This window comes from Shewanella sp. 433, assembly GCF_059338565.1.
Genome location: NZ_CM181703.1, coordinates 1576279 through 1589399, shown reverse-complemented (window position 1 = coordinate 1589399; position 13121 = coordinate 1576279). Strand labels below are relative to the sequence as shown.

Below are 13121 nucleotides of genomic sequence, written 5' to 3'. Positions count from 1 at the left end.
AATGGGATAACATAAGTGCCATATAACTTGCTTTAAAGTGCTATCAATTTAGCTATTTCAAGATGCACGGCCCAGGATATTTTTACCATTATGATTACGCGTAATTACAATTATAAGGTCTAGCATGAAAGACTCTATGGCTAGTGTTTCACAAGTATCACTTTTGCAGCAGAAACTTCATTCTGCTAGAGCTGCATTAGTTGAACTCAGCGAACAAAAAAACCAAAATCAACATTGTTTGCTGCAATTTATCAGTCAGTTAAGCCTCGCCTGTAAAGGGCAAAATATCGAACTGGATAATAAATTAGCTAAACTGCGTCATAACTTGACAAACGTCGAACAAATCGAAGAAGTCTTACCTGAATTAGTCGAAGTTGAGCATTTAATTAAACACCAATATCATCATGTTATGGCGCAGTTAGAAGATGGCCGCGCAAGCTTAACCAAAGTGGTACGCCAGCTACAACGATTTGACTCGTTACCCGAAAAACTTAAAAAAGAGATCGCCTATTTCAAACAAGATTTAGGAAAACCTTTTCATAGTTATTGGGATTATTTCCCAAAAGTCAAAAGCCTAGTCAATTTTTATGATGCTATTTTACAGGCGCAATTGACCCAAGGTCACTCCCTCGAGATATTACCCAAACACCGCCAACTCGCCCATGAGTTGGCTCAAATGATCTCAGAAATCGAATTTAGAAAAGATCAGCGCGATCAAGTCTTAGTCATTAAAGACTATTTGGCCAGTGAAATAGACATTGATGGTCTTATCGATGCTTATCAAACCGTATTAACCCTATTACTGGAAAATATCGCGCTAGAAAAAAGTGCCTCACAAGAATTTTTATATGTACTTAACGATGCGCTATCGGCCGTGCGAGAAGTGGTTACTGACTCCTATAATAATAGTCAACGCAGTTACCAACTCAAACAGCAGCTTAATAGAGAAATTAATTTACGAGTAGATAATGTGGGTGAAGCGGTTATCGATATTAATAATATTGACCAGCTCAAATCACAGGTCACTCAACAACTGGTCTCTATTCGTACTGCTTTAAGTCGCAAAGAAGCGTTGGAACAACGTGAGCAAGCCCTACTCCGTAAGTCGATAGAAACGATGCGAGACGAACTCAATGAGTTGAGTCAAGAGGCCAATGCTTATAAAGAACGGTTATTTGAGCAACAAAAACTTAATATGCTCGACTCACTGACACAACTGCCCAATCGAGCCGCCCTTGAAGATCGAATGGAGCTTGAGTACCGCAATTACCAACGCCATAAAAATCCACTATGGGTCGCAGTGGCCGATATCGATCACTTCAAGGCCATCAATGATAGTTTTGGTCACAGCACAGGCGATAAAACCTTGCAGGTGATCTCCATGGCACTGAAAAACTCCTTACGAGAATCTGAGTTTGTAGCCCGTTACGGTGGTGAAGAGTTTGTCCTACTTATCCCCGATGTCTCGGCGACCGATATAAAGTATCTGCTCAATCGCGTAAGGGAAAAAGTGAAAAACATTCCTTTTAAATTTAAAAATCAGAGAATTACAGTTACAGTATCTATAGGTGCTGCACAACTTCTCGATACCGAACAGATAAATGAAACCTTTGAACGAGCCGATGCTGCACTCTATCAGGCTAAACATGAAAGCAGAGACAGAGTGATTATTGACGCGTAACCCGAGGCCAAGGCATAAACCGACAGCCGAAGATTTAGCCATCAACTTAAGTCCCCTGACATAAGTCATATCGCTAAAGCTACATCACTTTTAGCATAGTGAGCATCCGGACATTCTCCTGTCATCTTCATGCGTCACTGTGCACATTAAGGAGATGCCATGATCGTCAACATCAGTCCTAGAGGCAGTATGGATCAACTTTCACAACTGGAAGTCGATCGCCTCAAACAAAACGCCAGCAGCGAACTGTACCAACTATTTCGCAGTTGCGCGCTCGCGGTACTCGCCTCCGGCTCCCACACCGATGATGCCGTTCAACTATTTGAACAATACAAAGATTTTAATATTAATGTGCTACGCCGTGAACGTGGCATAAAGATAGAGTTAATCAACCCACCAGAAGCGGCTTTTGTCGACGGTAATATTATTGCGGGCATTCAAGAACACCTGTTCGCCGTCTTACGCGATATCGTCTATTTAAGTGACCGTTACGATAACCTCAAACATATTAACCTCACAAATTCGAGCCACATCACCAATGTGGTATTTGATATCTTACGTAATGCTCAGGCTATTCCTCGCCGCGAACCTAATATTGTCGTGTGCTGGGGTGGCCATAGTATTAATGGCGATGAATACCAATACACCCGCGAAGTCGGCTATCAGCTAGGTTTACGCAATCTCGATATTTGTACTGGTTGTGGTCCTGGCGCAATGGAGGGACCAATGAAGGGCGCGGCGATTGGTCACGCTAAACAGCGGGTCCGCGATGCCAGATACATAGGCTTAACCGAACCCAGTATCATCGCCGCCGAGCCGCCCAATCAAATTGTCAATGAACTGGTCATTCTACCTGATATCGAAAAACGCCTAGAAGCCTTTGTACGCCTTGGTCACGGTATCATTATCTTCCCCGGCGGCGCCGGAACCGCCGAAGAGTTGCTCTATCTACTGGGTATTTTACTCAGTAAAGAAAATCAACCACTCCCTTTTCCACTCATCTTAACAGGGCCAAGAGAGAGTGAAGATTATTTTAATAAAATTGATGAATTTATTGCCGCTACATTAGGCAAAGAAGCGCAAGACAAGTACCAAATTATCATAGATGATCCTGTGCATGTGGCTCGCATTATGAGCCATGGCATGGATGATATTAAACACTACCGTAAGGAGATTGGTGACTCATACCAGTACAATTGGTCACTTAAAATTGAACCCGAATTCCAGCTACCTTTTACACCCACCCATGAAGTAATGAGTAATTTAAACCTATATTTTATCAATAACAAAGCGGAACTAGCCGCTAACCTAAGGCGCGCATTTTCAGGCATCGTCGCGGGAAATGTGAAAATGGATACCATCAGAGATATTCAACAATTTGGCCCATTTGAACTTAAAGGCGACCCTAAACTAATGGCGATGATGGACACACTATTGCAAGCCTTTGTCGACCAACAACGCATGAAATTACCCGGTAGCAAATATCTTCCTTGCTATAAAATCATCAGCTAACGCAGAGACCCGATACCGTTTATGAATACGTTTTTAATCATTGATGGACTGAATCTAGTGCGGCGTATCCATGCCGCCCAACCCAACGAAAATGACGTTAATGGCTTACCCCAACGTGTCGGTTCTGCCTGCTTAAAACTACTCAAAGTCCACGAACCGACCCATATCGCTATTGTCTGGGATGGTGATGCGATCTCTTGGCGTAAACGGTTATATGAAGATTATAAAAAAGGCCGTAAACCTATGCCAGATGCGCTAGCAAAAGCATTAGATGGCATTAAAAACTACTTGGCAGAGCTTGGAATAAACTCAATCAATGCCCAAGCGGAAGCCGATGATGTCATAGCCACACTCGCCACTAAAATGAGTCAAGCGCACAGGGCCATTATCGTCTCAACCGATAAAGGCTTCACGCAATTATTGCACCCCAACATTTTACTGTGGGACTACTTTAACCAATGTGATATCAGTATCGCAGAGCGCGAACAAAAGCTAGCTGTCGATCGCAGTCAATTCATCGACTTTTTAGCACTAGCTGGCGATAGCGGTAATAAGATCCCCGGTGTGCCCGGCATTGGCCCTAAATCGGCTGCTGAGCTATTAAAAACCTATAGAACGTTAGCCAATGTATATGCTTCACTAGAGAGTATCGGCGCGAAACAGGCACAGAAACTTGAGCAGGGAAAACCACTTGCCAGACTGAGCTATAAATTAGTCCAACTTCAAACTGATATACCACTCAACACTCATTTGGCCCATTTTAGAATCAAGCAGGCCAATAACGCGTAAACATTGGCTTACTGAATAATTGAGTACATTTACCAAGCTAAAGCTATCTTCGCTATTTCATCTGTTTTATATTGTAAAGGTTATGTTAACTGCAAAGGCGATATTCTGTTTACCGCCAATCATAAGGAGCGTATACCGGCATGAAATCAAAGGTCCCCGTTATTATTGGTACTCTGTTTGCGGCTTACGTCGCTTTTGTACTTGTGGTTGTATTGGTTTATGAACCAAGACCTGAAGATATGGACTGGCAAGATAGACAGGCTTACAACAATGCAAAGCTGAGTGAGTTAACCTTAGGCCAACCATTAGATACCGTCACATTGGTGCTAGGTAAAGCCGATTTTTCAGAGGCTAAAACTGTCGAGCAAGACTCGCTACAAGTGTTGTTTTACCGCACTCACCACAGTCAATCTGATGGTGAAACTACGCGGGATGAATGCACCCCACTGCTGTTTAAAAACAATAAACTTATTGCATGGGGTCAAGATACTTATCAGCAATATTTAACCACTAATGTTGGCGGGGGAAACCCATAGCAGAGCTTAATCAACAACATAATCTAGATAGTGCGATTAACACCAGCGCCTAACACGCTGACAATACTCGCCATACGCTTTAGGAAAGCGGGCTCGCAGATAACGCTCCTCAGGCTTAATCGCAATGTAATACACTCCCACGCAGCTGGGGATCACACTAAATATCACCCATAGCGAATCGAGTACCACTCCCAGACCAAGAGGATAGAGACAAAAAATCACATAAATTGGGTTACGCGAGTAACGATAATAGCCACTGGTGATGATGCATGAGGCCGTCCCCCAAGGCTCAATCGAAGTACGGTTTCGTTTAAAAATCAACAGTAAATGCACAAGCATCAACAAGCCAAGTAACATCAGCAGCTGCGCCAACACCTTAACGACTGTGGGCAACGTAATACCCGACGGATAATACAGCTCAGCCACATAGGCTAACCCTATCATAATGATAAAGACTAGCGGTGGTGGAAACTTTACCCTAGCACCTTGGTTGTGCGCGCCTTGATTGTCGCCAAGGGTTTTTGCTCTGTCAGTATCTGCATCGTTATTTTTAATCGTCATGGGCATTCCTGTTGTTATTTTGGATAACAAAAAGCCGAGCAAGGTTGCGCTCGGCTTTCACTCAATTAAATTATTGCTCGCGCATCAACATCACTTAATCGGCTTTTTTATACTCAGTATACGCTTCGCCTTGCTGCAACCATTGCGGCGCTGGCGTGCCTTTAAGGTAATGATCGAAATACTGCATCATACGTAGGCTGTAATCGAGTTTATTGGGGTACTTTTTCAGATGATGAGGCTCATCTTCATACTGTAAAAACACCACCTCTTTACCCGCACGTCGCATGGCTAAATAAAGCTCAACGCCTTGCTCCCACGGCACGGCATTGTCTTTGTCGCCGAACATGATCATCATAGGTGTTTTAATCCGCTCAGCATAGAATACTGGTGAATTTTCGATATATTTTTGCGGCGAATTGAACAAACTTTCACCTATACGACTCTGACCCGTTTCATACTGAAACTGACGGGCAAGGCCTGTTCCGTGACGTATGCCACTGTAAGCACTGGTCATGTTTGCCACTGGAGCCCCTGTTACCGCCGCTTTAAATATATGGGTTTGAGTCACCGCAAATGCGGTTTGATACCCGCCCCACGAATGACCTTGAATACCAATCGCCTCTCTATCGGCAATCCCCATTTCAATCAAATGCTGTACACCAGAAGTTAAAGCCTGAACCGATGCCGCCCCCGGATACCCTACTTCAAAACGGATATCGGGTAAGAAAATAGCGTAGCCATTGTCGGCATACCAAGCAAAATTGGGCCGATGGTTGAGTTTCATTTGCGGAAAAGCATGCAACCTGTCACTCATAAAACGGTAAAAATAGACCAGTACAGGATAGCGTTTACCCGCTTGGTAATTGCTCGGTTTAATTAATACGCCATCCAATGGCTGGCCATCACCATTGGTCCAGTGTACCAGCTCAGCATTACCCCAATCGAGACCACGTTTTTGGCTATCTAGGTCGGTTTGACGCACTGCGCGCTGCGGCGCGCTAATATCGCTGCTGTATATATCGGGGTACAGGTCATAACGCTGCTTACTAAATAGTACCGTATCACTGTGCTCTGCACGGGCTAAAGGCGTGAGTTTATAATCGCCTTGCATCAATGCCTTAACCCCAGCTACCCCAACCTTAGCCTGATAAAAACCATCACCTTTAGTACGCTCGTTATAACCATGTAATAACACGCTTTGGCCATCGGTTAAGGTTGTGGGTTTATTTTTATGCTCCACTAAAGCTGCAACTCGATATTGGATCTGCTGCTGACGCCCTTGGCCCGCCGTAAGCGTAAACCCAGTAAATGATTCGGTATTAAATTGCCAAATATCATATTTATCATAAGCTAAAAGCGCCGAGCCATCGTCCAGCCAGGGACCAAAACCGTAACTCGGTGCGGCCGAGGGGTAATCATGATCTTCGTCGGCAAACGGCGTATCTATCCCCATGGTGAGGTGCACGCGTCGATCTTGTGCTATCTGATAGAGAAATAGCTCACCTTGCTGGTAATACGCCACAAAACGTCCATTTGGCGATAAGGTCGGTACTTCATCACTGGGCTGCTGGGTTAAAAACAACGTTTTGCGGCCCGTATTGATGTCAACAATATAGTAGTCGCGGTAAAAGCCCGCCCAGGTGATCATTTTAAGATAAGGCTTATCCGAACTGGCAATCAAATAGCGCTGCTGCTGTTGCAGCTCAATATCTGGAACTTGTAGATCAGCTAGTTGCACCACTTGATTGCTATCAAGATGCAATACCGCTAGATAACTGCGCTTAAGATCTTTTTCATATTGTTTTATTTCGTTAGGTTTAATCCTAGGATCGTCGCCATGCCAAAGCTTAAGACCACGCTGAGCGGTGATCATACTAGGGTCAAAAAGATCGGACTCTGACGCCACTTTAGGCAGCTCAAGCTGTTGGCTTACCTGAGGCACACGACCAAAAAATAGGCGTTGGCTATCATCAGAAAAGGTCAGTTCACTATAACGATTAAGGGTCCATCCATCTGTATTGGAAACGCTATGAGCGCGGCCATCGGCTAAACCATATAAGCTCAATTGGTATTCACGGCCAAAAGGCGCCTGTGATGCCGCACCAAAAGTATGTGCCACAAAGCGGCCATCTTCGCTTACTGCTACCGCACCAATTTGTTGGTCAACATAGGTTTGTAGCACAGTTTGTTTATCGGTAGTTAGATCGATTAACACTAAATTGTGCACATTGGCGGTGATATCATTTTGCGCCACCAGCGCATAACGGCCAGCCTTATCAAAATAATAAGCAGTCACTTGGTCGATTTTTTGACTGCTAGCACCGTTTAAGTTTACTAATTCTAAAGTGCGGCCTTTATCGTATTTATCCACTTTAGGGGCGCTGGTGTCAGTCGCCTTAGGGGTAGCAATCTCAGTAGCAGCGCTTTCTTGAGGCTCACCCTCCTCTTGAGTATCACTTTCATCGGAAGCCTCATCGGCCACATACCAGATGGCCAGATGCGAGCCTACTTCATTAAAAGCAAATTGCTCGACGCTGGCATACTGCACTTGGCTACCGGTATCGGTATTGAGTAATACCAACCCCGACTTTAATTGCTTACGCGCCTTATCTGTAGCCATCTCTTGCGCAAGTAAAGTCGGCTCAATCACAAACGCGGCAAAACGACCATCACGATTGATTTGCGGTTTAGATCCGCCTTTCACTGTAAATGACTTCTTGGAGTCGAGTCGTTTCGCTAAACCGTGACTATCGCCGCGATCGGGGGCAACTTCAACGGCAAAGGCGCTCCCTTGGGCTGCTAATACTGGCTTATGCAGTGACTCAAATTTCATGATGGCGCTGGGGGTGACATCTGCGGCAAACGTACCGGCAGAAAAGAGGCTGACACATAACATGGTCAGTGATGCTGTAGGTAATAACTTCAAGGCTTTCCTCATTTATAATTATTTTATTAACAATTTTGTCGCATTCTGTCGCTATATCTTAGACTAAAGTAGACTTTTTTAACGCTTAAGGATCAATCATCGTCATTAGCCTTTATTAATGCAAGTTAAGCGCAACAAATAATGTGATTTTGCTCACTATTTCCTGTAAAACTTGCGCGAAAGTGGTTAAAATAGAGCGGATAAGTTTCTAAACAATTCATAGTCATAAAACCGTGTCTTCGACATGGTCAGACAATAGCAGTAACGACCAACCGTGGAAGGACTCTCCATGTCAAAAAGAACAATTACCGTGATCCCGGGTGATGGGATTGGACCTAGTATTATCGACTCAGCAATCAAAATTTTAGATAAAGCAGGCTGTGATTTTGAGTATGAGTTTGCCGATGCAGGTTTGGCTGCGCTTGAGAAGCAAGGTGAGCTTCTTCCGCAACGTACTCTCGATTTAATTGAAAAAAATCGTATTACCCTTAAAGGTCCACTTACCACTCCAGTTGGCGAAGGCTTTACCTCAATCAACGTGACTTTACGTAAGCGATTCAGTCTTTACGCTAACGTACGTCCTGTATTGTCTTTTAAAGGTACTCAAGCCCGTTACGACAATATCGACATTATTACCGTACGTGAAAATACCGAAGGTATGTATTCAGGCCTTGGACAAACTATCTCGGCCGATGGTGACACAGCCGAAGCCACCAGCATTATTACGCGTCAAGGCGCTGAGCAGATCACCACATTTGCTTATGAACTTGCTCGTAAAGAGGGCCGTAAGAAGGTCACTATCGTGCATAAAGCCAACATCATGAAGTCTACTTCCGGTCTATTCCTGAAAGTGGCACGTGAAGTGAGCCTACGTTACCCAGACATCACGACCGAAGAGATGATTGTTGACGCAACTTGCATGAAGCTGGTGATGAACCCAGAAAACTTCGATGTGATTGTGACGACTAACCTATTTGGCGACATTTTGTCAGACTTGTGTGCCGGTCTTGTCGGTGGCCTAGGTATGGCTCCTGGCGCCAACATTGGTAAAAATGCCGCGATCTTCGAAGCCGTTCATGGCAGCGCACCTGACATTGCGGGTAAAAACTTGGCAAACCCAACTTCAGTGATCTTAGCTTCTATCCAGATGCTCGAGTACTTGGGTATGTCTGATAAAGCCGAAGCTATCCGAGGCGCTGTGTCGGCAGTTATCGCCGAAGGCGATCGTACTACCCGTGACTTAGGCGGTACTCACGGTACTACCGATTTCACTCAAGCTGTGATTGACCGTCTTTAATGGTTTAACACCTCATAAAAAAAGCCCCGCATAAGCAATTATGTGGGGCTTTTTAATATCATGCTGTCCAAGATAAGGCTTAGTTCCAAGCCGTATTAGGGCGCAGCCATAAGTGCACTGTCACTTCATCACGATCGTGATACAAATGCTTGCAGGCTAAATGAAACTCTTCAATGCCATTCTCTTTTAAGATGGTCTTCATGGTGTCTAATATTGTCGACACCTCTTTATAACGACTCTTCATCGGCAGTTTAAGATTAAAAATAGCCTCTTTAAACCAGCCATTAATTGCCCATGCTTCTATCAACTCCGCCACTCGCGAAGGCTTCTCAACCATGTCGCACACTAACCAGTAAATATTTTTACGCGGCGGTTCAAAACGAAAACCATCAGCTTGATAATGTTTTACCTGTCCGGTGTCCATTAAGCCTTGATCCATTGGGCCATTATCGACAGCGGCCACAAACATGCCTCGACGCACCAATTGATAAGTCCACCCACCAGGGCATGCGCCTAAATCGACGGCGTTCATTCCGCTACGTAAACGCTGCTCTTGTTGATCCTTAGGAATAAAATGGATAAAGGCTTCATCCAGTTTAAGCGTTGAGCGACTCGGCGCATCCGCAGCCATCTTTAAACGCGGGATCCCCATAAAGTAGGGCGAGCTGTTATTGCTGAGCGAGTAACCCACATACGCCGTGCCTGAACCAACAAAACAGACATGAATAATCGGGCGTTTTGGATTTTCTTTTTCTAGCAGAGTGCCACTGCGCTTTAAGGCTTGACGAAGCGGTACCGTAAACTTACGGCAGAAGTTAGATAACTCTTTCGCTTCATTGGTATCAGGGGTTTCAACCCTCAGCTCGCCCGCTTTGCTCACTTTGGCTAACGCTTCAACGATTGGCGTGACGCGATCGTTTTCAGGCAGTGATTTTAGTAACTCATTGGCGGCAAACATCTGACGAGTAAAAATGAGCGAATCTAACTCCAGCTTTTTAGCCAGAATATCGGCGTCGCCAGCTTGAAAACATTGAAAAATAACGTAACCGTCATTTTTGTTGGTTTTGACAAAGCCACCAATATCCAATTCAGCAGCGCGATGCTGGATCTCGGCGGCGCACTCTTTCTCGTAGCCAGCACGGCAATATAAAAATAGGTTAATCATCAGAACTTCCTGAATAAAAAATGGCGACCAAAACAATCGGCCGCCATTCTACACTTTCTACTAAACGAATACGATTGCCATAACAGGCAAGGCACTAATCATCCAGCTCAACCACCCTGTCACGCCATACCGCAACGGCAATAAACAGCCAACCAAGTAAGAAGCAAAATCCCCCCATCGGCGTTACAGGGCCAGTCCATTTGGCACCAAGCAAGGCATACAAGTAAAGCGAGCCTGAAAACAGCACAATCCCCAGCATAAACAGATATCCAGCCCACGTGATTAAACGCGACTTTAACCAATGACCACCAAAGGCCACCGCAATTAAGGCAAAGGTATGATAAAACTGATACTCAACGCCCAGATTAAAGATAGTTATCATCTCGGCACTCGTGACCTGCTTTAACCCGTGTGCGGCAAAGGCGCCTAACGCCACGGCCATAAAACCACTGAGCGCCGCCATGAGTAAAAATCCTTTATGCATGTAACCCCCTAATAAAACTCACGCTATAAGATATTGCCTGTTGCAGGTTAGCCGCTTGTGTGGTGCCTGACGACTTTCGCGGCGCAAAACTATGATCGCCATCGCTTAACCATAGTAACTGCGCAGAATATGGGGTAAGCCATGGTTCTACTTGCCCTTTAGCGCCAAATTTATCGCGCTCCCCTTGTATCACCAGCAATGGCGCGGGACACAAAGCAATCGGCTCGAGTCTTGGCTCGCCCCCTTTCGGTGGCACAAATGGATAACCCAAGCAAATCACGGCATCGACCGCCACTTCGCTCGATACCATAGCGGCCATACGCCCGCCCATCGACTTACCCATTAAAATCAGTTGCCGCGGACGGTAGCGTTGACGTATCGCCTCAATATGTAACTTAAAATCATTTAAGAGTTTAGGCGCCCTGTCTGGCGGGCGTCGTTTGCCATCAATGGCATTGTTACGCATATAAGGGAAATTAAAGCGCACTACACTCATTCCTGTAGCACTTAATCCAGCAGCCAAATCGGCCATAAAGGGATGCGCCATATTGGCACCTGCGCCATGGGCCAACAAAATCAGCGTGTCGATATCAGTGTCTTTGTCCGCCACAGGCCCTGAAAGCCAACATTCGCTACTCGGCAATGCGTTATCAAGCATAGGTTGCTCAAGCAACAAACGGCTAAAGGTAGCCGTCTTAGTATCTTGATTATCCGCATCCTTAACCTGGCAACAACTCACTACGAGACTCCTCTTCAAACATATCTAACATCCATTGCCTAAAGGCGGCAATCTTACCGATTTCGGCATGGTTTTGCTGACACACGAGGTAATAGGCATCTTTGCTTACCAGCACTTCAGAGAAAGGGCAGACTAAACGGCCGGCTTTAATATCGGGTCTCGCCAAGACACTGTAACCCAATGCAACCCCTTGACCATGAGCTGCCGCCTGTAAGACTAACGATGAATGACTAAAAATGGGACCTTGGTTCACATTAATATCATTAATGCCACATTGCCGAAACCAAGCCTGCCAATCGTGACGACTTGAGTCATGTAATAGGGTGTGATGCTTTAAATCACTTGGCTGCTGAAGTGGTTTAGGTCCATTGAGTAACATGGGTGAACACACTGGAATTAACACCTCATTGCGCAGCTTGTCGGCACGCACACCGGGCCAGTTTCCCATGCCATAATAGATAGCCACATCAACATCGTCAGTAAGCGAACTGGTTTCATCGTCGACAGCTTTAATGCGCACATCAATATCAGGATTCTTTTCACTGAAATTAGATAAACGAGGCACTAACCATTGAATCGCAAAACTCGGCGAGGTACTGACAGTAAGGGATCCTACGGCGCTTCGAGCAAGTAAACGATCTGTTGCATCGGCCAGCTGAATGAAAATATCTTTGATATCGAGAAAATAGCCCTGCCCCTCTTCAGTTAACAACAAAGAGCGGTTTTTACGACGGAATAATTTTAAGCCAAGGTACTCCTCCAACGCCTTAATTTGATGACTAACAGCGGCTTGCGTGACAAACAATTCTTCTGCTGCTCGTGTAAAGCTTAAATGCCTGGCAGCAGCTTCAAATGCTTTGACCGCATTCAGTGGAGGTAGACGTCTAGACATAGTGATCCTTGTCGCACATTTTGATTAGTTTTCCTAATCCTAATTGTTACATTTTATCGTTTGTAAAGAAACAAGGAACTGGTAAAATTTGCACCAATTAAACGATGATATTAGACAGCCTCTACGACGAGAAGGGGGAGTGTCTAATCCCCCAATAGCAATCGCTCGGAGACGATTAATATGATTAACTTTAAGACTGTTTTTGCTATGGCGTTGCTCTCTAGCTCAACTGTCGTAAACGCAGATGAAATCCTTGTAGATACTACCGATTTACATGCATCGATCAGCGCAGAGTTGGCCGAAGGATTGACCCAGATGCAACAAGATCTCAATGATGACCTCAACGCTATTTTAATTGCACATGAAGATGAGCAATTAAAGACCGAAGCCGTTAGCGCACAACTTGCAGAGTAGCATAAGTTGCATCATCACGAGCAATAGTACTTATTGCAAGTCATAAAAAGCCGCATTCTTTGATGCGGCTTTTTTATTACCACTCATTATGGCCACTTATTCAACCTTTGAGCCAATCAAAGTAG

At 45.0% G+C, this 13121-nt stretch carries 12 protein-coding genes; 6 read left to right on the top strand and 6 right to left on the bottom strand.

Going from position 1 to position 13121, the window contains the following annotated elements; genetic code table 11:
* The first annotated feature begins 124 nt into the window (after positions 1-124).
* The 4 genes from AC5YB1_RS07100 to AC5YB1_RS07085 all read left to right on the top strand — a co-directional run bounded on the left by AC5YB1_RS07100 (position 125) and on the right by AC5YB1_RS07085 (position 4518).
* Positions 125-1681, top strand: coding sequence for a GGDEF domain-containing protein (locus AC5YB1_RS07100; RefSeq protein ID WP_494521260.1), 1557 nt, complete (start codon positions 125-127; stop codon positions 1679-1681).
* Positions 1682-1840: 159 nt separating this feature from the next.
* Positions 1841-3193, top strand: a complete 1353-nt coding sequence (gene ppnN / locus AC5YB1_RS07095) for a nucleotide 5'-monophosphate nucleosidase PpnN (RefSeq protein ID WP_494521259.1) — start codon at positions 1841-1843, stop codon at positions 3191-3193.
* Between the two features lie 21 nt (positions 3194-3214).
* Complete coding sequence (xni, locus tag AC5YB1_RS07090; RefSeq protein WP_494521258.1) at positions 3215-3982, top strand: flap endonuclease Xni; 768 nt, start codon at positions 3215-3217, stop codon at positions 3980-3982.
* A 140-nt stretch (positions 3983-4122) separates the two neighbouring features.
* On the top strand, positions 4123-4518 hold the full coding sequence (locus AC5YB1_RS07085) for a DUF3192 domain-containing protein (RefSeq protein ID WP_494521257.1): 396 nt from the start codon (positions 4123-4125) through the stop codon (positions 4516-4518).
* Between the two features lie 36 nt (positions 4519-4554).
* Here the strand turns inward: AC5YB1_RS07085 and AC5YB1_RS07080 are convergent, their stop codons facing one another.
* On the bottom strand, positions 4555-5079 hold the full coding sequence (locus tag AC5YB1_RS07080) for a methyltransferase family protein (RefSeq protein WP_494521256.1): 525 nt from the start codon (positions 5077-5079) through the stop codon (positions 4555-4557).
* 94 nt (positions 5080-5173) lie between these two features.
* A complete protein-coding gene (locus AC5YB1_RS07075; protein ID WP_494521255.1) occupies positions 5174-8005 on the bottom strand; it encodes a S9 family peptidase in 2832 nt (943 codons plus the stop codon).
* A 289-nt stretch (positions 8006-8294) separates the two neighbouring features.
* Here AC5YB1_RS07075 and AC5YB1_RS07070 point away from each other — a divergent pair, with 289 nt between their 5' ends.
* Positions 8295-9302 (top strand): isocitrate dehydrogenase, encoded by a 1008-nt coding sequence (locus tag AC5YB1_RS07070; protein ID WP_494521254.1) that lies wholly within the window; start codon positions 8295-8297, stop codon positions 9300-9302.
* Between the two features lie 79 nt (positions 9303-9381).
* Here the strand turns inward: AC5YB1_RS07070 and rlmM are convergent, their stop codons facing one another.
* The 4 genes from rlmM to AC5YB1_RS07050 all read right to left on the bottom strand — a co-directional run bounded on the left by rlmM (position 9382) and on the right by AC5YB1_RS07050 (position 12582).
* Positions 9382-10467, bottom strand: a complete 1086-nt coding sequence (gene rlmM, locus AC5YB1_RS07065; RefSeq protein WP_475514489.1) for a 23S rRNA (cytidine(2498)-2'-O)-methyltransferase RlmM — start codon at positions 10465-10467, stop codon at positions 9382-9384.
* A gap of 94 nt (positions 10468-10561) precedes the next feature.
* Positions 10562-10951 carry a DUF423 domain-containing protein gene (locus AC5YB1_RS07060; protein ID WP_494521253.1) on the bottom strand — a complete coding sequence of 130 codons (390 nt, stop codon included), beginning with the start codon at positions 10949-10951 and terminating at the stop codon, positions 10562-10564.
* The gene (locus AC5YB1_RS07055) at positions 10944-11690 is read right to left on the bottom strand and encodes an alpha/beta fold hydrolase (protein ID WP_494521252.1); all 747 of its coding nucleotides are present in this window, start codon (positions 11688-11690) and stop codon (positions 10944-10946) included. Before AC5YB1_RS07055 ends, AC5YB1_RS07060 begins: the two co-directional genes overlap by 8 nt.
* On the bottom strand, positions 11671-12582 hold the full coding sequence (locus AC5YB1_RS07050) for a transcriptional regulator GcvA (RefSeq protein WP_494521251.1): 912 nt from the start codon (positions 12580-12582) through the stop codon (positions 11671-11673). Before AC5YB1_RS07050 ends, AC5YB1_RS07055 begins: the two co-directional genes overlap by 20 nt.
* Before the next feature lie 180 nt (positions 12583-12762).
* Here AC5YB1_RS07050 and AC5YB1_RS07045 point away from each other — a divergent pair, with 180 nt between their 5' ends.
* Positions 12763-12996, top strand: a complete 234-nt coding sequence (locus AC5YB1_RS07045; protein WP_494521250.1) for a hypothetical protein — start codon at positions 12763-12765, stop codon at positions 12994-12996.
* The last annotated feature ends 125 nt before the right edge of the window (positions 12997-13121 follow it).